General features: G+C 72.5%; 20 protein-coding genes and 2 pseudogenes. 14 read left to right on the top strand and 8 right to left on the bottom strand.

Annotation, left to right across the window (positions count from 1 at the left end):
* Positions 1–263: 263 nt before the first annotated feature.
* Positions 264–1,148, bottom strand: a complete 885-nt coding sequence (locus ACFYT4_RS31240) for a LysR family transcriptional regulator (RefSeq protein WP_389276550.1) — start codon at positions 1,146–1,148, stop codon at positions 264–266.
* An 83-nt stretch (positions 1,149–1,231) separates the two neighbouring features.
* On the opposite strand from ACFYT4_RS31240, the gene ACFYT4_RS31235 reads away from it, so the two are divergent.
* The 4 genes and pseudogenes from ACFYT4_RS31235 to ACFYT4_RS31220 all read left to right on the top strand — a co-directional run bounded on the left by ACFYT4_RS31235 (position 1,232) and on the right by ACFYT4_RS31220 (position 5,241).
* The gene (locus ACFYT4_RS31235; protein WP_389276547.1) at positions 1,232–1,981 is read left to right on the top strand and encodes a succinate dehydrogenase; all 750 of its coding nucleotides are present in this window, start codon (positions 1,232–1,234) and stop codon (positions 1,979–1,981) included.
* Position 1,982: 1 nt separating this feature from the next.
* Complete coding sequence (locus ACFYT4_RS31230) at positions 1,983–3,929, top strand: fumarate reductase/succinate dehydrogenase flavoprotein subunit (protein WP_389276544.1); 1,947 nt, start codon at positions 1,983–1,985, stop codon at positions 3,927–3,929.
* Positions 3,926–4,672, top strand: coding sequence for a succinate dehydrogenase/fumarate reductase iron-sulfur subunit (locus tag ACFYT4_RS31225; protein ID WP_389276541.1), 747 nt, complete (start codon positions 3,926–3,928; stop codon positions 4,670–4,672). The genes ACFYT4_RS31230 and ACFYT4_RS31225 overlap by 4 nt, the downstream gene beginning before the upstream one ends.
* A 79-nt stretch (positions 4,673–4,751) precedes the next feature.
* Positions 4,752–5,241, top strand: a pseudogene (locus ACFYT4_RS31220) (hypothetical protein).
* Positions 5,242–5,339: 98 nt separating this feature from the next.
* On the opposite strand, the gene ACFYT4_RS31215 reads toward ACFYT4_RS31220, so the two are convergent.
* Positions 5,340–5,555 carry a dodecin gene (locus tag ACFYT4_RS31215; RefSeq protein WP_389276538.1) on the bottom strand — a complete coding sequence of 72 codons (216 nt, stop codon included), beginning with the start codon at positions 5,553–5,555 and terminating at the stop codon, positions 5,340–5,342.
* 185 nt (positions 5,556–5,740) lie between these two features.
* Here ACFYT4_RS31215 and ACFYT4_RS31210 point away from each other — a divergent pair, with 185 nt between their 5' ends.
* The 3 genes from ACFYT4_RS31210 (at position 5,741) to ACFYT4_RS31200 (ending at position 8,994) form a co-directional block, all read left to right on the top strand.
* Complete coding sequence (locus ACFYT4_RS31210; protein ID WP_389276535.1) at positions 5,741–6,997, top strand: extracellular solute-binding protein; 1,257 nt, start codon at positions 5,741–5,743, stop codon at positions 6,995–6,997.
* Between the two features lie 168 nt (positions 6,998–7,165).
* Positions 7,166–8,017 carry a GNAT family N-acetyltransferase gene (locus tag ACFYT4_RS31205; RefSeq protein ID WP_389276532.1) on the top strand — a complete coding sequence of 284 codons (852 nt, stop codon included), beginning with the start codon at positions 7,166–7,168 and terminating at the stop codon, positions 8,015–8,017.
* Between the two features lie 17 nt (positions 8,018–8,034).
* Complete coding sequence (locus ACFYT4_RS31200; RefSeq protein ID WP_389276529.1) at positions 8,035–8,994, top strand: lysophospholipid acyltransferase family protein; 960 nt, start codon at positions 8,035–8,037, stop codon at positions 8,992–8,994.
* On the opposite strand, the gene egtD is transcribed toward ACFYT4_RS31200, so the two are convergent.
* Genes egtD through egtA form a run of 4 tightly spaced genes read right to left on the bottom strand, consistent with a single transcriptional unit; the run spans position 8,886 to position 13,328 of the window.
* The gene (gene egtD / locus ACFYT4_RS31195) at positions 8,886–9,851 is read right to left on the bottom strand and encodes an L-histidine N(alpha)-methyltransferase (RefSeq protein WP_389276526.1); all 966 of its coding nucleotides are present in this window, start codon (positions 9,849–9,851) and stop codon (positions 8,886–8,888) included. The genes ACFYT4_RS31200 and egtD overlap by 109 nt on opposite strands.
* Entirely contained in the window at positions 9,848–10,603 is a 756-nt protein-coding gene (egtC, locus tag ACFYT4_RS31190; protein WP_389276524.1) for an ergothioneine biosynthesis protein EgtC, read from the bottom strand. Before egtC ends, egtD begins: the two co-directional genes overlap by 4 nt.
* Positions 10,603–12,012 (bottom strand): ergothioneine biosynthesis protein EgtB, encoded by a 1,410-nt coding sequence (gene egtB / locus ACFYT4_RS31185; RefSeq protein ID WP_389276521.1) that lies wholly within the window; start codon positions 12,010–12,012, stop codon positions 10,603–10,605. Before egtB ends, egtC begins: the two co-directional genes overlap by 1 nt.
* A complete protein-coding gene (egtA, locus tag ACFYT4_RS31180) occupies positions 12,009–13,328 on the bottom strand; it encodes an ergothioneine biosynthesis glutamate--cysteine ligase EgtA (RefSeq protein ID WP_389276518.1) in 1,320 nt (439 codons plus the stop codon). The genes egtB and egtA overlap by 4 nt, the downstream gene beginning before the upstream one ends.
* A 172-nt stretch (positions 13,329–13,500) precedes the next feature.
* Here egtA and ACFYT4_RS31175 point away from each other — a divergent pair, with 172 nt between their 5' ends.
* The 3 genes from ACFYT4_RS31175 to ACFYT4_RS31165 all read left to right on the top strand — a co-directional run bounded on the left by ACFYT4_RS31175 (position 13,501) and on the right by ACFYT4_RS31165 (position 15,932).
* Complete coding sequence (locus tag ACFYT4_RS31175) at positions 13,501–14,376, top strand: TIGR02452 family protein (RefSeq protein ID WP_389276515.1); 876 nt, start codon at positions 13,501–13,503, stop codon at positions 14,374–14,376.
* A 213-nt stretch (positions 14,377–14,589) separates the two neighbouring features.
* Positions 14,590–15,612: a LacI family DNA-binding transcriptional regulator gene (locus ACFYT4_RS31170; RefSeq protein WP_389276512.1), complete on the top strand. Its 1,023-nt coding sequence runs from the start codon at positions 14,590–14,592 to the stop codon at positions 15,610–15,612.
* Between the two features lie 47 nt (positions 15,613–15,659).
* Positions 15,660–15,932 carry a hypothetical protein gene (locus ACFYT4_RS31165; RefSeq protein WP_389276509.1) on the top strand — a complete coding sequence of 91 codons (273 nt, stop codon included), beginning with the start codon at positions 15,660–15,662 and terminating at the stop codon, positions 15,930–15,932.
* Between the two features lie 82 nt (positions 15,933–16,014).
* On the opposite strand, the gene trxA is transcribed toward ACFYT4_RS31165, so the two are convergent.
* Positions 16,015–16,410 carry a thioredoxin gene (gene trxA / locus ACFYT4_RS31160; RefSeq protein WP_389276506.1) on the bottom strand — a complete coding sequence of 132 codons (396 nt, stop codon included), beginning with the start codon at positions 16,408–16,410 and terminating at the stop codon, positions 16,015–16,017.
* 603 nt (positions 16,411–17,013) lie between these two features.
* Here trxA and ACFYT4_RS31155 point away from each other — a divergent pair.
* Both ACFYT4_RS31155 and ACFYT4_RS31150 read left to right on the top strand, forming a co-directional pair.
* Positions 17,014–18,456, top strand: coding sequence for a dihydrolipoyl dehydrogenase family protein (locus ACFYT4_RS31155; protein ID WP_389276503.1), 1,443 nt, complete (start codon positions 17,014–17,016; stop codon positions 18,454–18,456).
* 337 nt (positions 18,457–18,793) lie between these two features.
* Positions 18,794–19,138: pseudogene (locus tag ACFYT4_RS31150) on the top strand (peptidase E); the annotation flags it as partial.
* 76 nt (positions 19,139–19,214) lie between these two features.
* On the opposite strand, the gene ACFYT4_RS31145 reads toward ACFYT4_RS31150, so the two are convergent.
* A complete protein-coding gene (locus ACFYT4_RS31145) occupies positions 19,215–19,535 on the bottom strand; it encodes a trypco2 family protein (RefSeq protein WP_389276500.1) in 321 nt (106 codons plus the stop codon).
* A gap of 76 nt (positions 19,536–19,611) precedes the next feature.
* Between ACFYT4_RS31145 and ACFYT4_RS31140 the strand changes: the two genes are divergently transcribed.
* Both ACFYT4_RS31140 and ACFYT4_RS31135 read left to right on the top strand, forming a co-directional pair.
* The gene (locus ACFYT4_RS31140; RefSeq protein WP_389276497.1) at positions 19,612–21,315 is read left to right on the top strand and encodes a trypsin-like serine peptidase; all 1,704 of its coding nucleotides are present in this window, start codon (positions 19,612–19,614) and stop codon (positions 21,313–21,315) included.
* Positions 21,312–23,621, top strand: coding sequence for a tetratricopeptide repeat protein (locus ACFYT4_RS31135; RefSeq protein WP_389276494.1), 2,310 nt, complete (start codon positions 21,312–21,314; stop codon positions 23,619–23,621). The genes ACFYT4_RS31140 and ACFYT4_RS31135 overlap by 4 nt, the downstream gene beginning before the upstream one ends.
* Positions 23,622–23,624 lie beyond the last annotated feature (3 nt).

Below are 23,624 nucleotides of genomic sequence, written 5' to 3'. Positions count from 1 at the left end.
GCCCCCCCCCCGCGCGGGCGGCGCCCCCCCCCCCCCCCCCCCGCCCCCCCCCGCGGGGGGGGGGGGGGGGGGGGGGGGGGGGGGGGCGGGGGGGGGCGCCCCCCCCCCCCCCCCCCCCCCCCCCCCCCCCCCACGGCCGCGGGCCGTGCCTGCCACCGGGGGGGGGCGGCCGGCAGCGGCCCCAGGCGCACACACCCCGCGCCGTCACTCGGGGATCCGGTCAACCCCGTCACCCCGGGGTCAGCCGGCAGCCGTCGTACCGGCTACGGCGGAGCCATATCGAGCAGCAGCCCCTGGAGCTCCCGCGCGGCCCGTGGCGGAGCCACATCGCTGCGGTGGGCGAGCGCGATCGTCCGGCGCAGGCCCGGCCGGGCGAGCGGGGTCACCCGCAGACCCGGGCCCGCCCGGTCCGCGACCATGCTCGGGACGACCGCGACACCCAGACCCGCGCGGACGAACCCGAGCACCGCGTCCATCTCACCGCCCTCCACGGTGAAGCTCGGCTCGAAGCCCTCGGCACGGCACGCCGCGACCGTCAGCTCACGCAGGTCGTACCCGTGGCGGAACATCACCAGCGGCTGATTCCGCAGATCGGCGATCCGTACCGGCCGCCGCGGCGCCCTGGAGGCCACCGAGGAGACCACGACCAGATCCTCCCGCAGCAGCTCCACCGTGGTCAGCGCCGGCGACGCCGGCGGGAGCGGCAGCACGACCAGCGCCAGATCGAGCGCGCCGCGCGCCAGCTGCCGGACGAGATCGTGGGAGCCGCCCTCCTCGATCAGGAGCTGGATACCGGGATGCCGGTCGTGGAAGGCGCGCAGGACGTCGGGCAGCAGGCCGGTGCACAGGCTCGGAGTCGCGCCCAGCCGCACCCGGCCCCGGCGGAGCTGGGCCAGCTCCTGGACCTCGTGCCGCGCGGTGTCCGCGTCCGCGAGAATCCGGCGGGCCAGCGGCAGCAGCGCCTCACCCGCCTCCGTGAGCGCGATGTTCCCCCGCGCCCGGCTGAACAGCTCCGCCCCCAGCTCCTTCTCCAGCGCCCGGATCTGCTGCGAGAGGGAGGGCTGCGAGACATGCACCCGCTCGGCCGCATGGGTGAAGTGCCGGGTCTCGGCGACGGCCACGAAGTAGAGGAGCTGCTGGAACTGCATGCTCGCACCATAGGCCACACCTATGGAGATCAGCCAGATCATGTCTTGGACCTCTGGTGGCCCGGGGTCCTACGGTTCGACTCATGGCTCTGGCAACGCGGACTGATCAGCGGACACAACAGGGGCCGAAGGGCCGGACCCCCTCCACCGGGCTGCCCGGACGGCCCAGGCGCACCTTCTGGGGTTCGACGGTCGGCAAGAAGACCGTCATGGCGGTGAGCGGCCTGATCATGCTCGGCTACCTCGTCGCCCATGTGATGGGCAACCTGAAGGTCTTCTTCGGGCCGGACGAGTTCAACGCGTACGGCCACTGGCTGCGCACCATGGGCGCCCCCGTCCTGCACCACGAGTGGGCCCTGTGGATCGTCCGGATCGTGCTGCTCACCGCCGTCGTGGCGCACGCGGTCTCCGCGTACCAGCTCAGCAGGCGCGACATCAGGGCCCGCCCCGCGAAGTACGTGCACCGGCGCAGGCGGTCGAGCTACGCCACCCGCACGATGCGCTGGGGCGGGATCATCGTCGCCCTGTTCATCGTCTGGCACATCCTGGATCTGACCACGCTGACCGTGAACGAGAACGCGCAGCCGGGCCGCCCGTACGAGAACGTCGTCGCCACCTTCTCCACCTGGTACGGCAACGTGATCTACCTCGTCGCGATGCTCGCCGTCGGTCTGCACATCCGGCACGGATTCTGGAGCGCCGCCCAGACCCTCGGCGCCGGAAGCGCCACCCGCGACCGCGCTCTCAAGGCCGTCGCCAACGGCCTCGCGCTCGTCCTGACCGCGGGATTCGTCGCCGTACCCGTCGCCGTCATGACCGGAGTGGTGAGCTGAGATGAGTTACACGCAGTACGAGACCGGCGCGCCGATCACCGACACCAAGGCCCCCGACGGCCCGATCGCCGAGCGCTGGGACCGCCGCCGCTTCGAGGCCAGGCTGGTCAACCCGGCCAACCGCCGCAAGCACACCGTCATCGTCGTCGGCACCGGGCTGGCCGGCGGGGCCGCGGGCGCCACCCTCGGCGAACAGGGCTACCACGTCGAGCAGTTCTGCTACCAGGACTCACCGCGCCGCGCCCACTCCATCGCGGCCCAGGGCGGTATCAACGCGGCGAAGAACTACCGCAACGACGGAGACTCGATCCACCGGCTGTTCTACGACACCGTCAAGGGAGGCGACTTCCGGGCCCGCGAGTCCAATGTGCACCGGCTCGCCCAGATCTCCGTGGAGATCATCGACCAGTGTGTGGCCCAGGGAGTCCCCTTCGCCCGCGAGTACGGCGGACTGCTCGACACCCGCTCCTTCGGCGGCGTCCAGGTCTCCCGTACCTTCTACGCCCGCGGCCAGACGGGACAGCAGCTCCTGCTCGGCGCCTACCAGGCACTCTCCCGCCAGATCGCGGCGGGCAACGTCAATCTGCACGCCCGCACCGAGATGCTCGACCTGATCGTCGTCGACGGCCGGGCGCGCGGGATCGTCGCGCGCGACCTCGTCACCGGGGAGATCGCCAGCCACTTCGCCGATGCCGTGGTGCTGGCGACCGGGGGCTACGGCAACGTCTTCTATCTGTCGACGAACGCCATGAACTCCAACGCCACCGCGATCTGGCGCGCCCACCGCCGGGGGGCGTACTTCGCCAACCCGTGCTTCACCCAGATCCACCCCACCTGCATTCCGCGCACCGGGGACCACCAGTCCAAGCTGACCCTGATGAGCGAGTCACTGCGCAACGACGGCCGCATCTGGGTGCCCAGGGCGCACGGCGACAGGCGTCCGGCGAACGAGATCCCCGAGGAGGAGCGCGACTACTACCTGGAGCGGATCTACCCCTCCTTCGGCAATCTCGTGCCGCGCGACATCGCCTCGCGCGCCGCCAAGAACGTCTGTGACGAGGGCAGGGGCGTGGGCCCGGGCGGCCAGGGCGTCTATCTCGACTTCGCCGACGCGATACGCAGGCTCGGCCGGGAGAAGGTCGAGGAGAAGTACGGCAACCTCTTCGACATGTACGAGCGGATCACCGCCGAGAACCCGTACGAGGTTCCCATGCGGATCTATCCCGCCGTGCACTACACGATGGGCGGACTCTGGGTCGACTACGACCTCCAGACGACCGTTCCCGGGCTCTTCGCCATCGGCGAGGCCAACTTCTCCGACCACGGCGCCAACCGGCTCGGCGCCTCCGCGCTGATGCAGGGCCTCGCCGACGGCTACTTCGTCCTGCCCTCCACCATCAACGACTATCTGGCGCGCACCCCGCTCGGCGACGGGCCCGACGACTCGCACCCCGAGGTCGCCGACGTGCTCGCCGAGACGGAAGACCGGCTCAATCTGCTGCTGGCCGTGGACGGCGACCGCACCCCGGACTCCTTCCACCGCGAACTGGGCGAGCTGATGTGGGAGTTCTGCGGAATGGCCCGTACGGATGAGGGCCTGCGCGAGGCGCTCGACCGCATCCCGCAGATCCGGGAGGAGTTCTGGCGGCGCATCAAGGTGCCCGGCACGGGGGAGGAGTTCAACCAGTCGCTGGAGAAGGCCAACCGGATCGTCGACTATCTGGAGCTGGCCGAGCTGATGTGCCTCGACGCCCTCCACCGCGCCGAGTCCTGCGGCGGCCACTTCCGCGAGGAGTCCCAGACCCCAGACGGCGAGGCGGCCCGCAAGGACGAGGAGTTCGGCTACGCGGCCGTCTGGGAGTTCGCCCGGACCAGCCGGGCGCCCGTGCTGCACAAGGAAGCCCTCGTCTTCGAGTACGTCCACCCCACCCAGCGGAGCTACGCATGAGGCTCAACCTTCGCGTCTGGCGCCAGAACGGCGCCGACGCCCCCGGCGCGATGGCCACCTACGAGGTCGACGGCATCTCCCCGGACATGTCGTTCCTGGAGATGCTCGACACCCTCAACGAGGAACTCACCCTGCGCGGAGAGGACCCCGTCGCCTTCGACCACGACTGCCGCGAGGGCATCTGCGGTGCGTGCAGCCTCGTCATCAACGGAGACGCCCACGGGCCGGAGCGCACCACCACCTGCCAGCTCCACATGCGGTCCTTCCGGGACGGCGACACCATCGACGTCGAGCCGTGGCGGGCCGCCGCCTTCCCGGTGATCAAGGACCTGGTGGTCGACCGCTCCGCGTTCGACCGGATCATCCAGGCGGGCGGTTACATCACCGCCCCGACCGGAGCCGCGCCCGACGCCCACGCGACCCCGGTGCCCAAGGCGGACGCCGACTACGCCTTCGAACACGCGGAGTGCATCGGCTGCGGTGCCTGCGTCGCGGCCTGCCCCAACGGTTCGGCGATGCTCTTCACCTCCGCGAAGATCAATCACCTCAACGTGCTGCCGCAGGGAGCGCCCGAACGGGAGAGCCGGGTGCTGGACATGGTGGCCACGATGGACGAGGAGGGCTTCGGCGGCTGCACCCTGACGGGGGAGTGCGCGACGGCCTGCCCCAAGGGCATTCCTCTGCCGTCGATCTCCGCGATGAACAAGGAGTGGCTGCGGGCCGGCCGCAAGTCCAGGCGGTAGCTCCGGGCTGACGGGCCGGCGGGCGCCTGATTCCCGTATTGGCCGGAAGAACCGCCCCCGCGTTGCCTACCCTGGGCGCGTGAACCGACGTACCAGACCCCTGGCCGTGTTCGACCTCGACGGCACGCTCGCGGACTCCGCGCACCGGCAGCACTTCCTGGAGCGCAGACCGCGCGACTGGAAGGCCTTCTTCGCGGCCGCGCCCCAGGAGCCGGCCGCTCACCGAGGGCGTCGAGCTGTGCCTGCGGGCGACGGGGGAGTGCGAGGTGGTGTACCTGACCGGGCGGCCGGAGCGCTGCCGCGCGGACACCGTGGCCTGGCTGTCCGCCCAGGGCCTGCCCGCAGGGAGGGTGCACATGCGGCGCAACGACGACCGCAGGCCCGCCCGGACGACCAAGCTGGAGGTCCTCCGGCGGCTCGGCGCGGGCCGCGGGATACGGATGCTCGTCGACGACGACCAACTCGTGTGCGACGAGGCCGAGCGCGCCGGCTTCCCCGTCGTACGGGCCACCTGGGCCACGCCGACGGCGGCCATGAAGGACGCCCAGGAACGCGAGGGACGCACCTGATGCGGCCGTACGGGGGTCAGGGGGACCAGTGGGACCGCACCCGTCCGGCGGGCGGCCAGGTGCGCCCGTACGGCCCCCAAGGGCCCGCGCCGGCCCCGTCAGTCGCCGTCCTCAAGGCGGAAGCCGACCTTCAGCCCGACCTGATAGTGCTCGATCTCACCATCGACGATATGGCCGCGGACCTGAGTCACCTCGAACCAGTCGAGGCCCCGCAGAGTCTGGTTCGCGCGCCCGATGCCGTTGCGGATTGCCTGGTCGACGCCCTGGTGGGAGGTGCCGACGATCTCGGTGACCCGGTAGGTGTGATTCGACATGGGGGTGGTGCTCCTCTCGCTCCTTCACTCCACCGTGCCCCACCCCCGGGTTCCGCGCGAGATGTCGGTCTCCGGGGGGTTGACCGCTCGCATTGGTCCATACCAAAATCCACCCACACCCGGGCGAGCCTTACGCCCGCCATCCCCCTCCGGGTTCACATTTTCTTTGCCATAAGGTGAACGCTGTGAGAATCCGTCCCCTCCCCCCCGCTGTCGCGCTTGTCTGCGCTCTCGCACTGACAGGCTGCGGGATTATCCCAGGCACCGGGGAGGACCAGCGCACGGTTCGAATATGGCTCATGAAGGACAGCGTCTCCGACGACTTCCTGGACCGTTTCGCCAAGGACTTCGAGAAGAAACACCCCTCGGTGAAGCTCGAATTCACCTTCCAGGACTGGACCGGCATCGGGAAGAAGGTCCACGCCGCGCTGGAGGGCAAGGACACCCCCGACGTCATCGAGGTCGGCAACACCCAGGTCGCGCAGTACGCGGAGACGGACGCCCTGACCAACCTCACCCTGGAGTCCGTCCGCGATCTCGGCGGCGACGAATGGCTCCCCGGACTCGCCGAACCCGGCAACATCAACGGCTCCCAGTTCGGCATCCCCTGGTACGCCGCCAACCGGGTCGTGATCTACAACAAGGACCTCTTCGAACGGGAGGGGGTCGAACCGCCCAAGTCGTACGCCGAGTGGATCGAGATCACCAAGAAGCTCAACCGCGGCGGCACCCAGGGCATCTACCTCCCGGGCCAGGACTGGTACACCCTCGCCGGCTTCATCTGGGAGGAGGGCGGCGAGCTGGCCAACGAGAGCGACGGCGACTGGATCGGGGCGCTCGACTCCCCCGAGGCGCTGCGCGCCATGAAGTTCTACAAGAAGCTCCAGGCGCTCGGGAAGGGTCCCAAGAACGCCGACGAGCAGACACCGCCGCAGTCGGGGGTCTTCGCCAAGGGCGATGTCGCCCAGATGATCGACACACCCGGCGGCGCGACCCAGATCGTGAAGAACAACCCCGCCCTCAAGGGCAAACTCGGCTACTTCCCCATTCCGGGCAAGTCGCGCAAGGAGCCCGGTGCGGTCTTCACCGGCGGCTCCGATCTGATCATCCCGAAGAAGGCGCCCCAGCGCGGCACCGCCATCGACGTCGTCACGGAGCTGGCGAGCGAACGCTGGCAGACCGACCTCGCGCAGACGATGAGCTACGTGCCCAACAAGGAAGCCCTCGCGAACGTCATCGCCGACCAGGAGAGCACCCGGGCGATGGCCCGGGGCGCGGCCGCCAAGGGCAGCAAGGCGACCCCCAACTCCGCCAAGTGGGCCGACGTCGAGACCGACAACCCGATCAAGGCCTATATGACGGTCGTCCTCCAGGGCGGCAGGATGGACCGCAACGCCAAGGTCGCCTCCGACCAGATCACCCGGCTCCTGTCGCCGGGATAAGCCGGACACCACGGACCGGAGGGCGTGTGCGACGCCCCCGGCATTCAGATGTCGCACATCCGCTCTCCGCCGGGCTGTCATCCCGAATCCAGCCGGTCACGGAAGAAGTAGAGGGACGGACCACCGCACCCGTGGTCCGTCCCTTTCCGTCCGGCACAGGAGACAGCCATGCACGCACCGCCTGCCGTCGTTCCCCCACCCCTGTCCGCGGCTCCCTCCGCGCGGCACCCGGGCCCCCTTCCCGCCGTCCCTCCCGCGCCCCCGGCCGACGGCGGGCCGCCCCGCTACGTCGTCTCCCTCGCCCGCGACCAGGAAGAGGTACGCGCGGCACAGCGGCTGCGCCATCTGGTGTTCGCCGGTGAGATGGGCGCGATACTCGGCGGCAACGGGTCGGGGCCCGAGCCCGGACTGGACGCCGACGCGTTCGACGCGTACTGCGACCACCTCCTGGTCCGTGAGGCGGCCACGGGAGAGGTCGTCGGCACCTACCGGCTGCTGCCGCCCGAGCGGGCGCGGGTGGCGGGACGGCTCTACGCCGAGACCGAGTTCGACCTGACCTCCCTCGCACCGATCCGCGACGACCTCGTCGAAGTCGGCCGCTCCTGTGTGCACCCGCTGCACCGCAACGGCGCCGTCATCGCCCTCATCTGGGCCGGGCTCGCCCACTACGCCACCCGCACCGGCCACAACTGGCTGGGCGGCTGCTGTTCCGTCCCCCTCGCCGACGGCGGCGCGCTCGCGGCGGCCACCTGGCGGACAGTGAAGGCCCGGCACCTGGCTCCCGAGGAGTACTGGGTCACCCCGCGCAGGCTCTGGAACGCCTCCGGCACGGTCCCCGCCCCCGAAGGGCGTACGGAACCGCCCGCCCTCCTCCGCGGCTATCTGCGGCTCGGGGCCTGGGTGTGCGGAGCACCCGCCCACGACCCGGACTTCGGCGTCGCCGATCTGTACGTCCTGCTCTCGCTGCGCCGGACCCATCCGCGCTATCTGCGGCACTTCCTCTCCCTCGCCTCCCCGTGAGCCGCCATCACCGCGTGATGGACGGCCACCCGGGGCAGCGCGGGGCACCGAGCCCCTGGCTTCCCGGCGCGCCCTGCACACCCGGCGACTGCGCGGGGCACGGCCGGACCGTGAGCGCACCCACCGCCGCCGCCCGGCTGTCCGCCGGGCTGCTGACCGTCCTCGCCGGGGTCCTGATCGCCCCCGTGGCCGCCCTCGTGGCGGCGGCGGCCGGGAGGCGGACGGGAACCCGGCTGCGGCACCGGGCGGCCGCCCGCTGGAGCCGGGCGGTCCTCGGCGCCCTCGGGGTGCGCGTACGGATCACCGGGCACCCGGGCGCCCCCGGTGCCCTGGTGGTCGCCAACCACATCTCCTGGCTGGACATCCCGCTGATCGCCGCCGTCCTCCCCGGCCGGATGCTCGCCAAGGCCGAGATCGCCCGGTGGCCCGTCCTCGGCGCCCTCGCCGCCGGGGGCGGCACCGTCTTCCTGGAGCGCGACCGGCTCCGTACCCTCCCCGGCACGGTGCGCACGATGGCCTCCGCGCTCGCGCAGGGCGCGCGGATCGTCGCCTTCCCGGAGGGATCCACCTGGTGCGGACGCCGGCAGGGCCGCTTCCGGCACGCCGTCTTCCAGGCCGCCCTGGACGCGGGGGCGGCCGTCCAGCCGGTCCGCGTCACCTACCGGCCGACGGCTGCCGCGGCGTTCGTCGGCGACGACACCCTGCCCGCCTCCCTGTGGCGGGTCGCCAGGGCGGGCGGCCTCACCGCGGAGATACGGCTCCTGCCGGTCATCCCCGCCGGGAGCCACCCCGACCGCCGCTCACTGGCCCGCGCGGCCGAGCGGGCGGTCCGGGGATCGGGACCCCCGCCGTCACCGGGGCGGCGCACTCACCCGGGCACCGTGGCGAGCGAGAGCGCGAATCTGCCCGCCGAGTCGGTCCACCACCGCGCCAGCTCCATGTCCGCGGCGGCGAGTTCGGCGCGTACGCCCTCCTGACGGAACTTCGCCGACACCTCCGTACGCAGTTCCTCGCCCGCCTCGAACGGCACCACCAGATCCAGTTCGGGGATCTTCACACTCAGCGCGGTCCTCGCCCGCAGCCGCATCTCGATCCACTCGTGGTCCCGGTCCCACAGCGCCACATGGTCGAAGTCGTCCGGGTCGACGTCCGCGTCCAGTTCCCGGGCGAGCACGGCGAGCACGTTCTTGTTGAACGCGGCCGTCACCCCGGCCGCGTCGTCGTACGCCCGCACCAGGACCGATGCGTCCTTGACCAGATCGGTCCCGAGCAGCAGCGCGTCACCGGGCTCCAGGAGGGTCCGCACCGACCGCAGGAACTCCGCGCGCTCGGCGGGCAGCAGATTGCCGATCGTGCCGCCGAGGAAGGCGACCAGACGGGGTCCGGGCGTGCCGGGCAGCACGAGCCCCCGGGTGAAGTCGGCGATCAGCGCGTGCACATGGAGCGAGGGATGGGCCTCCAGCAGCGCCTCGGCGGCGCCGGTCAGCGCGCTCTCGCTCACATCGACCGGGACGTAGCTGTGCAGCCCGGTCAGCTCCCGCAGCAGATGGCGGGTCTTCTCGGACGAGCCCGAGCCCAGCTCCACGAGGGTGCGGGCGCCGGTCGCGGCGGCGATCTCGGGGGCCCGGCCGATGAGGATCTCACGCTCGGCGCGGGTGGGATAGTACTCCGGCAGCCGGGTGATCTCCTCGAACAGCTCGCTGCCGCGGGCGTCGTAGAACCACTTGGGCGGCAGCGCCTTGGGCGTACGGGTCAGACCGTGGAGGACGTCGGCGCGCAGGGCGGCTCCTGTGGCGTCCTCGGGCAGGGTGCGGGTCATCAGGAACGGGCTCACGAAGGGGGCTCCTTGAGGGGGGTCAGGAGAACATCGGCTCGGGTCGCGGTCAGCAGGGTGCGGTCGGGCACCTCGCGCCAGCGCGGATCGTCGTCGTACGGCTCCGAGGCCACGGCCGTGCCGGCGCCGGGCTCGGCGAGGTACCACAGGGAGTCCCCCCACGCGGTCGCCGCGATCGTCTCCCCGTCGGTGAGCAGGAAGTTGAGCCGCGAGCCGGGTGCGGCCCCGGCGCAGTCGCGGACGGTGTCGGCGAGCGCCAGGCCCATCTCGTCGCCGTCGCACAGCCGGTGCAGCACCAGCGCCCACAGCAGGGCCGCGTCACAGCGCGCCTCCAGCGAGAGCAGTTCGGCCGGGGGCAGCGTGAGCGCGAGCGGGGCGAGGGAGCGGGGCCAGCCCGCGGCCGCGCCGTTGTGGCTGAACAGCCAGGGCCCGGAGGCGAAGGGCGCCGCCGCCGCCTCGCCGTCGGCACCGGCCTCGGTGGCGTCGCGTACGGCCGCGAGCAGTGTCCGGCTGCGGACCACCCGGACGAGGTCGGCGAAGGAGAGATCCGCCCAGACGGGGCCCGCGCGGCGGTAGCGAGCCGGCACGGGGTCGCCGTCCGCGTACCAGCCGACGCCGAAGCCGTCGGCGTTGACGGTGCCGTGGCGCTGCCCGCGCGGGGCCCAGGACTGCCTCAGCAGGCCGTGCGGCGGCTCGGTGATCACCTCGCCCAGCGCCAGCGGCTCTCCGGTGTACGCGATGTGGCGGCACATCAGGCGTGCCCCCCGGGTGCCTCGCCGGCGTCCCGCGCGGTGCGGAACCCGGCGAAGATCTGCCGCCGCACGGGCAGGTCCCAGTTGCGGAACGTGCCGCGGCAGGCCACCGCGTCCACGCCGAAGGAGCCGCCGCGCAGGACCTTGTGGGCGCTGCCGAAGAACACCTCGGAGTACTCCCGGTAGGGGAAGGCGGTGAAGCCGGGGTAGGGCAGGAAGTCGCTGGACGTCCACTCCCACACATCCCCGATCAGCTGGTGCACCCCGAGCGGGGACGCTCCCCGGGGGTAGCTCCCGGCGGGGGCGGGCCGCAGATGGCGCTGGCCCAGATTGGCGTGCCCGGGTGTCGGATCGTCGTCGCCCCAGGGGTAGCGGCGTGAACGGCCGGCGTCCTCGTCGTGACGGGCGGCCTTCTCCCACTCGGCCTCGGTGGGCAGCCGCCGCCCGGCCCAGCGGGCGTACGCGTCGGCCTCGTACCAGCTCACGTGCAGCACCGGCTCGTCGAGCGGCACCGGCTCGCTCACCCCGAAGCGGCGGCGCAGCCACTGGCCGCCCTCGTGCCGCCAGAACAGGGGCGCGGTGATGCCGTGCTGCCGGATCTGCCCGAAGCCCTCGGGCGCCCACCAGCGGGGGTCGCGGTAGCCGCCGTCCTCGATGAAGGCGAGATACGCGCCGCAGGTCACCGGGACCGTGTCCAGGAAGAACGCGGGCACCGTGCGCCGGTGGGCGGGACGTTCGTTGTCCAGCGCCCAGGGCTCGGTGGAGGTGCCCATGGTGAACGGGCCGCCGGGGACGAGGACCTCGGGCGGCAGCCCGGCGGCGGAGCCCCGGGGCGGCTCCGGCGCGGTGAGCACCGCGGGGCCCGTGCGCAGCTGATGGGTGATCAGCATCGTCTCGTCGTGCTGCTGTTCGTGCTGGGCGATCATCCCGAACGCGAACGCGGAGTCGACGAGCGGACGGCCCTCCAGCTCGGTGGCGGCGAGGATGTCCAGCACGCGCCCCCGGACGTCGGAGGCGTAGCGGCGTGCCTCCGCGGGCGCGAGGAGGGGCAGAGTGGGCCGTACGGCACGGGGGTGCTCGAAGGCGTCGTACACGGAGTCGATCTCGGGCCGCAGCGCCTCGCGCCCGCCGACCGTGCGCAGCAGCCACTGCTCCTCCTGATTGCCGATGTGCGCCAGGTCCCAGACCAGCGGTGACATCAGGGGGGAGTGCTGGGCGGTCAGATCGTGGTCGTCGACACAGCCGGTGAGGTGCGCGGTGCGCTCCCGCGCGGTGGTCAGCGCGTCGAGCGCGCGGCGCCGCAGGTCGTCGGATGTGAGGTGGCCGGTCACCGGGGCGGCCGTGGTGCGGGGGCCCGCGGTGCGGCCGGCACCCGTGGTGCGGCGGTCGGTCGTGGGACGGTCGGTCATGGGGTCGGCTCCTTCCCCTGGAGATCCCCGTACGACGGGATGGACACCCCGTACATCCCGGCTCCGGCCGGGACACGGAGATCGTCGGCGGGACACCTGCCCCGCAGAACGTGCTTCTCGTGGAAGGCGGCGACCGCCTCGCACACCGCGCCGGACGCGCCGATCCTCGGCAGTGCCTCAAGGGCGGCGGCGAAGCAGGTGACGGCCACCGCGCGCAGCTCGGGGTCGGCGAGGCCGTACCGCGCCGCGTCGAGCCAGAGCGGATTGCGGGGCGCCGGGCGGGAACCCGCGTGTTCCGCCAGCGGTTTGACGGCACGGTAGGCGGTCTCCGCCGCCTCGGGATCGTCGAACAGGGCGGCCGTGACCGCGAGCGGCACCAGCCAGCCGTCGTCACCGGGCTGGGCGTCGATCATGCGCAGTTCGAGATGGCCGCGGGGCCGTACGGGCGGGAAGAGCGTCGTCAGATGGTAGTCGAGGTCCTGACGGGTGGGCGGGCGCGGGCCGCCCGAGCGCATCCACCGCCGGAAGGTCAGCCCGTCCGGCCGCACCCAGGGCCCGTCCTCGCTCCGCACGCACATCACGGGCGCGTCCAGTACGTGGTCGGTCCAGGCGGCGCGCGGCTCCCGGTCCAGCGGCGGCGCGATCGGACGCACCGCGTCGAGTTCGGCCCAGATGGCCTGCCGGGTGGACCGCCAGCCGGTGTAGCGGCCCTCCATCACCGGGGAATTGGCGAACGCGGCCGTCAGGACCGCGCCCAGCAGATGCGCCATCCGCCAGCGCCTGCCGTGCCCGAGCGGGCCCGGCTCCTCCTCCCCGGCGTCCAGACACACCTGGATGGAGGCGGAACTGCACATCATGACGCGACCGCACGGTCCCGTGCGGTCCAAGAACGCCTCCATGGCGTCGTAGCGGGGTTCCCGCAGGAGTCTGCGCGGCGGATTCCAGGGGTCGATCCCGATACCGGTGAGAGTGAGGCCGTCCGTCCGGAGCGAGGCGCGTACGGCGTCCAGATCGTCGGCGACGGAGTCGACGCACTCCATCAGGGAGGGGGCGGGGGCGGAGCTGAGTTCCAGCTGCCCGCCGGGCTCGAAGGTGAGAGCCGAGTTCAGTGACAGGGAGCGCACCCGGTCGTGGGCCGACCTGAGCCGGTCGGCGGGGACGGGGTGCCGGGGGCCGCGCTGTTCCTGGACGAGCCATTCCAGTTCCACACCCACGGTCCTGGGCGGGCCGGTCTTGAAGCAGATGCACCTCAGCAGGTCCTCTGCTTCCTCTTCCGCTATGGGCCGGCCGTAGCCGCCGGCGTCCGCGTGTCGCATGATCGGCTCCTCTTTCGAAGGCACCCTGCCAACCTAAGGCCACGGTCACAGCTCCGCACAAGAGCGCCCCCGGCGCACGACCGGTGGTCACGCCATGGATGTCCGCGTCCGTTCGGCGCCCCGCGGAAAACCGTTTGCCCCGTTCACCGCAGGTCACGCAGCATGAACCACCATGAGCGCACGTTTGCGGGGGATCGCGCGGGAGACCCAGAAAATCGTTGAAAGCGGCCACTATCCGGCCCCGGGCGGACGCATCGTCACCGTTGCTCCCGATGTGTCCGCGGCGCTCGCCGGCACCCGGATGCACGGGCCCGAGGCCGTACCGGTCACCGCCGACACCGACCGGACGACGGCCTTCCGGGTCACCGGTGAGAGCAGCACCCAGGCCGCCCGGCGCCTCACCGCGGCGGCCCCCGGGCCCGTCGCCGTGCTGAGCTTCGCCTCCGCGCGCAACCCCGGCGGCGGGTATCTCAACGGCGCCCAGGCCCAGGAGGAGGCGCTGTGCCGTGCCTCCGCGCTCTACACGACGCTGCTGCGCGCCCCCGAGTACTACGAGCACCACCGCGCCGACCGGGACCCCTTCTACTCCGACCGGGTCATCCACTCGCCCGGCGTCCCCGTCTTCCGCGACGACAGGGGCGGGCTGCTGGAGACCCCGTACACCGCCGGTTTCCTCACCTCGCCCGCGCCGAACGCCGGGGTGATCGCACGCGGGGCCCCCGATCGTGCCCATCGCATTCCGGCCGCCCTCGCGAGCCGCGCCGAACGGGTACTGGAGACGGCCGCGGTGCACGGATACCGCCGTCTGGTGCTCGGGGCCTGGGGCTGCGGGGTCTTCCGGAACGCCCCGGAGACCGTCGCGGGCGCCTTTCACACCCTGCTCACCGGGGACGGCCGGTTCGCGGGCCACTTCGAGGAGGTGGTCTTCGCGGTGCTGGACCGTTCGAAGGACAGGAGCACGTACCGCGCCTTCGAGCGTGCCTTCGCCGGTGTCACCGCCGCCGGTCCGCACGCCGGCCGCGGGGCCGGCCCGGGGCCCGGGAGCTGATCCCGACCCGCCGCCGGTCCGGACCCCGAAGCCCGTCGGCCGGGGCCCCGCCGGCGATCCGGAGTCCGGTACCGGGGGACGGCCCCGGCCGCGGTGCGGGGCCGGTCGCGGTCACGCGGACCGCCCGCTCCCACCGGGCGAAATAAATGCGCGCTGCATCCCGGCCATCACGCGGATGATGTACAGGATCGTTCTGGAAAGATGCAGAGAGCGATGAGTCAGACACCCAGACAGTCCGCGGAGCGCTCCGTTCCCACCAGCGCAGACGTAGCCCGGTTAGCGGGGGTTTCCCGGGCCACGGTCTCGTACGTACTCAACAACACCTCCTCCGTCCGCATCAGCGAACCCACGCGCCGCCGCGTCCGTGAGGCCGCCGAGGAACTGGGCTATGTGCCCCACGCCGCGGCCCGGAGCCTTCGCGCGGGGCACACCCGGATGGTCCTGCTGCCCACGGCGAGCTTCCCGGTGGGGCCGCTCTACAGCCGGTTCTTCGGCGAACTCCAGTGGTCCCTGCGCCGGCTCGACTACACGGTCGTGCAGTACGGCAGTCTGGGCCTCGCCGGTGACGAGGCGGCCCGCGCCTGGGCCGAGCTGCGGCCCGTCGCGGTCGTGTCGCTCGGCGAGGTGGGGCTCACCCCGCACGGAGTCGGTGTCCTCAAACGCTCCGGAGCCAAGGCCGTCATAACCCTCGGGCCGCGGCGGGTGGAGGGCGCCCACTCCCTCGTCATGGACCAGACCGAGGTCGGCGCCTGTGCCGCCGGCCATCTGGCCGGGCGCGGCCGGCGGGCCATCGGGGTCGTCATGCCCCGGGAGCCCGGGCTGGAGCTGTTCTCCGAGCCCCGGCTGGAGGGCGCCCGCAGAGCCGCCGCTGCCGCCGGTGCGCGGATCGAGCCCCTGCCCCTCGCCTACACCGAGGAGTCGGCCGCCGCGCTGGCCGCGCGCTGGCGGGGGCTCGGGCTCGACGCCGTCTTCAGCTACAACGACGACTACGCCGCGCTGCTGATGCGCGCCCTCAAGGAGGAGGGCATCGGGGTGCCGGACGAGACCGCGATGATCGGCTCCGACGATCTGCTGCTCGGCAGGCTGCTACGGCCCCGGCTGAGCACGGTCCATATCGACCTGGTGACCGGCAGACGGCTCGCCGAACTCGTCGACCGTGTGGTGCGCTACCCCGACGACGAGCCGGAGACCCACGATCTGATGGGGGTGAGGGCGGTGCACCGGGAGTCGAGCTGAGCATCCGCCCGCGTGCGACCCGGCCGGTCGCTGTCTAGCGTCCAGGTATGAGCACAGACAACCCGAAGCGCTTCGAGGTCCTGCTGGTGCCCGAGCACCTGGAGGACGACGACACCGCATCCTTGGCCGCGGCCGCCATCCGCTCCGCCGTCGTGGAGGCGACCGGCGAACAGGGGGCCTCCGGCTATCCGCGCTACGCGGGTCACGGGATGGTGGCCGACATCGACCCCGAGACCCTCACCGTCGAGGCACTGCTCGTGGACGGCTTCGAACTCGACTACGGGCTCTCGGCCCGGGTGGTGAGGCCGGCGGGACGGTAGGGCGGCACCGGCCGCCCCGGCGAACACGCCCGCACAGGGGCCGGCGGACCGGCCGGCCTCACCACCCGGCCGGGTCCGCGGGTCAGCCCTGCTGAGGGCGCTCCCCGTTGCTCGCCGCCGCCTCGGCGTCCTTCATCGACTGGCGCACCTGGTCCATGTCGAGGGCCCGGGCCTGGCCGATGACGTCTTCCAGCGCGGCCTCCGGCAGCGCGCCGGGCTGCGCGAAGATCGCGACATTCTCACGGACGATCATCAGCGTGGGGATCGACTGGATCTCGAACGCCGCGGCCAGCTCCTGCTGGGCCTCCGTGTCGACCTTCGCGAACACCAGATCGGGGTGTCGCTCCGCCGCCCCCTCGTAGACCGGGGCGAACTGACGGCACGGGCCACACCAAGAAGCCCAGAAGTCGATCAGTACGAAGTCGTTGTCGGACACGATCTGATCGAAGTTCTCCTTGGTGAGCTCAACAGTGCTCATGACGTCCTACCTCATCCCTTTCGTACGCGCTTGCCGCGTCTTGTCAGGTCCGTTCTCGCCCCCGACAACGGTCGCCGGAGCCGGGCTATTCCTCGCCTGCCCGGGGGGACCGGCAGCCATACCGGCGCGTGCGGAGGATTCGCCGGATCCGTGACGCTTCTCGCACGGCGGCCGTTCACACGCCCGCGCGGGGCCCGCCGTGCCACAGTGGCCGGCGCCCGGCGCCCGGCGGTTCGGTGTCCGGTGGATGCCGTGGATCACTCGCCGGGCACCTCGGCGGGAGTCCCGGGACCTCCGCCCGGACGGTGTGCAGCGGAATCCCCTCCCCGGCGGGAGGGAGCCTACTCCGGGCAGGCGACGTACAGACCGCGATGGGACGTCGCCCCGCCGGGGACCGGCCCCGCCGGGGACCGCAACGTGAGCCCGATGCGCGGACGGCCCGCGGACCCGGCCGGAGAGCCGGCCCGCCCCCTCGTACCCGCTGCTCCCGCACCGCTCCCTCGGGACCCGTGCGCCCCGCCCGAACTCCCCGCTGGAGATGAGGGGTCTGACAGGATGCTCCTAAACTGGACTTCCTATGCGCGCTGGACCCGAGGGGACACCATGGACGGTGCAAGGCCAGAAGCTGTTGAGTACGACGCCGTGGTGCTGGGCGCAGGCCCCACCGGGGAAAACGTGGCGGACCGGCTCAGGGCCGCGGGCCTGAGCACCGCGGTCGTGGAGAGCGAACTGGTCGGCGGCGAGTGCTCGTACTGGGCGTGCATGCCCAGCAAGGCGCTCCTGCGCCCCGTGATCGCCCGGGCGGAAGCACGGCGGGTGCCCGGTCTGCGCCAGGCCGTGCAGGGCCCGCTCGACGCCGACGCCGTGTTCGTCCACCGTGACGAGAACACCTCGCACTGGAAGGACGACGGCCAGGTCGCCTGGCTGGACTCGACCGGCGCGCGCCTCTACCGGGGCATCGGCCGGCTCGACGGACCCCGGAGGGTCGTCGTCGACGGACCCGAGGGCGAGCGCCACATCCTGACCGCCCGCCACGCCGTGGCCGTCTGCACCGGCAGCCGCGCGGTCCTGCCCGATCTGCCCGGCCTGGAGGGCGCCAAGGCGTGGACCAGCCGCGAGGCGACCAGCGCCCACGCGGTGCCCGGACGGCTCGCGGTCGTCGGCGGGGGAGTCGTCGGCGTGGAGATGGCGACCGCCTGGCAGGCGCTGGGCTCCCGCGTCACCCTTCTCGTACGCGGCGGCGGGCTGCTGCCCCGGATGGAGCCCTTCGTCGGGGAGCAGGTCGCGGACGCCCTGACCGAAGCCGGTGCCACGATCCGCTGGGACACCTCCGTGGTCTCCGTGGAGCGGGAGGGCGGCACCGGCCCCGTCACCCTCGTCCTCGACAGCGGCGAGCGGATCGAGGCGGACGAGGTCCTCTTCGCCACCGGCCGCGCCCCGCGCACGGACGACCTCGGGCTGGAGTCCATCGGCCTGGAGCCGGGCTCCTGGCTGCCGGTCGACGACAGCTGCCGGGTGGAGGGCAGCGAGTGGCTGTACGCCGTGGGCGACGTCAACCACCGCGCGCTCCTCACCCATCAGGGCAAGTACCAGGCCCGTATCGCCGGAGCCGCCATCGCGGTCAGGGCCCAGGGCGTCCCCCTGCTGGAGACGGACCGCTGGGGCGCCCACTCCGCGACCGCCGACCGCGCCGCCGTGCCCCAGGTCGTCTTCACCGACCCCGAAGCCGCCGCCGTCGGCCTCTCCCTCGCGGAGGCGGAGGCCGCCGGACACCGTGTCCGCGCCGTCGACCAGGACATCGCCGCCGTCGCGGGCGCGAGCCTGTACGGCGACGGCTACCGGGGCCGGGCCCGGATGATCGTCGACCTGGACCGCGAGATCCTGCTCGGCGTCACCTTCGTCGGCCCGGGCGTCGGCGAACTCCTCCACTCCGCGACCGTCGCGGTCGTCGGCGAGGTGCCCATCGAGCGGCTGTGGCACGCGGTCCCCTCGTACCCGACGATCAGCGAGGTGTGGCTGCGGCTGCTGGAGACCTACCGCCGCTAAGTACACACCGGCGGAGGCTGCGGAATGCGTGGTATGGCTCGAAACATGATCGAACGTCCCTATGACGGTTGTGGTCGATGCCTCGTCGGAGTCCGCCGCCACCAGCTCCCCGGAGCGCCAGCGCGACAACGTGCCCGCCGTGGTCGAGTCCATCGGCGGGCACATCATGAGTGCGCTGCGACTGCTGTGGACGGACGTGCATGCCGGTCACCGCAACCGGGCCGTACTCCTCCAGGGCCAGGACCAGGGTGCATCCCATCCCGAGTCCGCAGCCGACCTCCGGAAGGCTGCCGCGCCCAGCGTGGCCTTGAGGACCCCGTCGAGCCATGCCCGTACGGTCAGCCCGGGTTCCCTCTGCACGTTCCAGGGAGGCGCGACCGATTCGTTCGGGCCTGGACTGCGGCACCGCCACGGACGCGCTCGGGCTCCTGCCGTACAGCAGCGGAGTGCCCTACGACTCGGACGAGGGCCGGCGTCCGTTGACGCATCGGCTTGTGGCGGACGGCGTCATGCCGACGGCTCACTGTACGGATGACGGAGTCGCCTGGTCTGCCGGGGAACGGATTCGGTGGAGACGGTGGCCGAGGTACCGGGTAAAGCCGCCTGCCTGGTCGAACGCGGTGGGGACAAGGCCGTGGAAGAGCGCATCGAGCCTCATGGGCTGCCCGGCCTCAGGCGTTGACCAGGCGATTCACCGCAGCGGGTCGGGATGGCACCCGGCATGCGGCCCCGACTCGCCTGTCGCTTCCCCGGGAGCCTCAGCCGTCCGCACCGCGCGCCCCCCTGGTCCGGCTGACTTTCACGCGCTCGCCGGAGGGCAGTTCCGGCTTCAGGTCGACTTGGATCTGGTGCGTCGTCTGGCGGTCGGCCGCACCGCCGAATTCGGCCGTCACCACGCCGATGTTGACACCGCCGCGGCCGGTTCCGGAGCGGTGGACCTGGAAGGTCAGGGTGAGGTTCACGTTCTCCACGGTGAAACCGACGTCCCGGCCCTGGGCCTCCGCGCGGGCCTCCTCCAGTTCGCTGCGGATCTGACGGATCACCTCGGCCAGCCCCACGGACTCCGATTCGTTCGACAACTCGCCTCCACAGTAGGCATGTTGATCCTCTGTCCCGTCAGTATGCGACAGGAGCAGGCGCCCGTATAGTTTCGATATGGCTGCTGGCGGGGGAGTCTGGGCCGCTTCGTCGATGGAGACGCCCAGCTGGGCGGCGCGGATCCGGGGAGCGGACGGGGAAATCGTGGGGGCCGGCATTCTGCTGAGCCCCGACCGGGTCCTCACCTGTGCTCATGTGGTGGACGCGGCGGCGGGACGGATCACCACGGAGTTCGTCGGCGCCACCGGTCACAGCGTCCCCTCGGTGGCGGCCTGGGTGGACGGGGACGCCTATGTGCCGGAGACCCAGGACGCCGACGGCGATCCCAGCGGGGATGTCGCGCTGCTGAGGTTGGAACGGCCCAGGCCCGCCGAAGAAGCGGTACGGCTCCACCGGTTGTCCGCGTCCAACCGTGACGTGCGGATGTACGGTTTCCCCGAGGATCACAACGGCGGCATCTGGTTCCGGGCCACCGTCGTCGGCGGCTGCGGACGCGACGGGCAGGTGCAGCTCATCCCGACCAGCCCCGGTGAGCTGGCCAGCCCCGGATGCAGCGGCGCGGGCGTCGCCGACAGCCTGACCGGCGAGGTCTTCGGCATGGTGCTGACCGGGCAGAAGGACGCACACGGGAACCTGTTCTCCTTCATGACCCCGGCCGAGACCATCGTCCGGCATCTGCACCACGTCCACCCGTTCACGGTGGGCCGGACCGCGGTCGACGACCGGCTCAGATCCACCGGCGACGACGCATCCGACACCCTGCTCGACGAACCGTTCGCCCACCGCCTCGCCGCCTGGTTGCGGGACGACGGGCAGCAGGTGAAGATGAGCGTCGTCCGGCCCGGCGACGGCGCCCGGGCCGCCACGCTGCGCCGTGCCATCACCCTCGCCGACCGGGAGTTGCGCACCTCCGCGTCCGTCCATCGCGCCTCGCTCGATCCACCGGGCACGGTCCCCTCGGCCGGCGGCCACGATCTGGCGGTGGACGCCGACGGGCTCACCTGCGCCGAGATCGCCGAGCGGATCTCCGAGCGCATGGGGCTCCGGCAGCACTCGGCGGACTTGGCGACCGATCGGATCCGGGACGCCAAGGCCACTCTCAGCCTTGTCGTCGTCGGCGTCGACGAGGCCGTGGATCCCCCTGCCCTCCTCGATCTGCTGGAAGTGCTGCGCGCCGGGGGCAGCAGGCTGCTGCTCGTCTTCCGCACGGCCGGTGCTCTGCACCGCCGCGCCCGCGACGAGCTGCTGATCCGGCCTGCGCGCGAGCGCCGAGCACAGCTCGTCGAGCGGCTGAGGGAGATCACCGGGCCGCTCGCCGGGGCCCTCTACGAGCGCCGGGCCGCCGTGGTAGCCGACGGCATCCGGCCCATGGACTCGGACCTGGTGGCCGCCCACGCCGCCCTCGCCGACCTCACCCGCGTGGAGGACGACCCGGGCCGGGGCCCGGACCGGGTCCGCTACGAGCGGCTGGCCGAGTGGGTGGCCGCCCGGCTGGCCAGACACATCGACCGCCTCGACCGGCTCCGCGACCGGCGCGACGAACTGAGCGGGCGCCTGCGCGGCTACCACGTTCTGCACCAGCACTCCGCCCAAGGCAAGGAGGACCCTGCGGTGGACGCTCTCTATCTCCGGGCGCACGCCCTGCTCCAGGCCAGGCCCTGCGATGTGCGCGCGGCCGAGGCGGCGGTGGACGCCTACACGCGCAAGGTCGACGACCGCGACGGGCAGCGGCGCAGCCACCTCGGGGGTTCGCCGTCATGACCCCCGCGGTATGTGTCAGACCCGGCTGCCAGAGCGGCCGCATCATGGTGACCGGCTTCTGCGACACATGCTTCCGCCGCCCCGCCGCCCCCAAGGCCCCGCCCGCCCCGGCACCGGAACAGCCCGAAGCCGAGCAGCCCGATCCCCCACGCCGCTCCTCCAGCCCGGCCGCCGGAGAGCTGGACCGCGACGGCCTGCCGGTCCTGCCGTATCTCCCCTCCCCCGACCCCTCGGAGGCCGCCGACACCACCGCCCAGCCGCCCACCGGCGGCCGACGCTGCGGCGTGGACAACTGCGTCGGCACCATCGGGGTTTCGTACGGCGGCGACCCGCCCCCCGACCACGGGTTCTGCCCGGAGTGCGGTACGGAGTACTCGTTCAGGCCGAAACTGCGCCCCGGCGACGTGGTCGGCGACCACTACAAGGTGCTCGGCTATCTCGCCGCGGGCGGCCACGGCTGGATCTACCTGGCCGAGGACACCCGAGTGCCGGATCTCCACGTCGTCCTCAAAGGGCTGATCAACACCGGTGACGCCATGGCCCGGCGCGCGGCCGTCGAGGAGCGCCGCTCGCTCACCACGCTCCGCCACCCGGACATCGTCCGCATCATCACTCATGTACAGCACCGGGCGACCGGAGACCCGGAACCCACCGGCTACATCGTGATGGAGTACGTCGGCGGCCGTTCGCTCGCCTGGATCCGGTTCGCCCCGGACGAGGAGCTGACCCGGCTGCTCGGCGGCCCACTGGAGTTCGGGCATGTGATCACCTACGGCTGCATGATCCTCGGCGCCCTGGAGTACTTGCACGACCAGGGCCTGCTGTACTGCGACATGAAGCCCGAGAACGTCATCCACTACGGGCGGCGGATCAAGGTCATCGACCTCGGGGCCATTCGAACGATCGGCGACCGGACCTCCGTCCTGACCTACACGCACGGCTTCCCGCCCGGCAGGCCGGAACTCGATAAGCGCGGCTTCCACATCGACAGTGACCTGTTCACCGTCGGCCGGACCCTGAAGTCCCTCGCCGCCCGTGCCACGGAGCCCGTCGGGCTCGCCGCCCGCTCGTTCGACGTGCTGATCCGCCGCGCCACCCACCCGGACCCGGCCGCCCGGTTCGGCTCGGCGGCCGAGATGTCCCGCCAGCTGTGGGAGGTGCTGCGCGAGCATCAGGCGCTCGCCGGGCACGAGCCGTACCCGGAGCGTTCCACCCGGTTCGAGCCGACCGCGGCGGTCTTCGGCAGCGATCTCGGCACGGTCCCGGAGCTGAAGCACTGGACGCGCCGCTCCGGAGCCGAGGCGCCGGAGTTGCCCGTCGGGGCTCCGGACCCCCGGGAGACGGCCCTGGCCCTGCCGGTCCCGATCCCCGACGCAGAGGACGGCGCCGCCGTGCTGCTCGGCGGACTCGCCGCCGACAGCCCGGACCGCATCGCGGAGCAGGCGCGCCAGGACCCGAAGCTGCGCACCGTGGAGGCCGCGCTGTGGCTGTGCCGCGCGTATCTGGAAGCCGATGAGGCGGACCAGGCCCACGCGTGGGTGCGGACGGCGAAGGGGCGGAGCGGCGACTACGACTGGCGGATCTTCTGGCACCAAGGCCTGGTCCATCTGATGCGCGGGGAGGTGCGCGAGGCGGAGGCCGAGTTCACGGCCGCCTACCACGCGCTCCCGGGCGAGTCCGCGCCGAAGCTGGCCCTCGGGTACTGCGCGGAGTACCAGGAGTCGGCACAGCTCGCCGAGGAGCAGGACCGCGGGCGGCATGCCTCGGAGTACTACGAGGCCGTCCGGCGGCGGGACCCCGCCCAGGGCAGTGCCGCCTTCGGACTGGCCCGCGTCCATCTGCGCCAGGGCGAGCGGGACCGGGCCGTCGCCGTGCTCGACGAGGTGCCGACGACCTCACGGCACTACGACGCCGCGCGCGTCGCCGCGGTCCGGCTGCTGGCCGGCCGGCTGCCGGGCGGGGCCGGGCCAGGACCCGCCGAGTTGGGCGGGGCGGCCGAGCGGCTGGCCGGGCTGCACCTGGACGGCAGCGGGCCCTGGGACCGGCTGGTCACCGAGGTGCGGGAGCACGCGCTCGCCTGCCGTCCGCCCGCTGGATGGGGGACCGGCTTCCCCGCCGGTGACCTGTTCGGGCCCGAGGACACCCCGGAGGCCTTGGCCGCCCTGCTGTCCCGGTCGCTGAAGCGGCTCGCGGACCAGGCGGGCAGCGTCGGCGAGCGCGGCGATCTGCTGGACCGGGCGTACGCGGTGCTCCCCGAGCCCCCCGGGTTCCGGGACCTGCTGCGCGGATGGCGGCGTACGGCCTGAGGA

The sequence above is a fragment of the Streptomyces sp. NPDC004609 genome (genome assembly GCF_042873655.1).
GTDB lineage: Bacteria > Actinomycetota > Actinomycetes > Streptomycetales > Streptomycetaceae > Streptomyces.
This window is presented reverse-complemented; position numbering and strand designations above follow the sequence as displayed.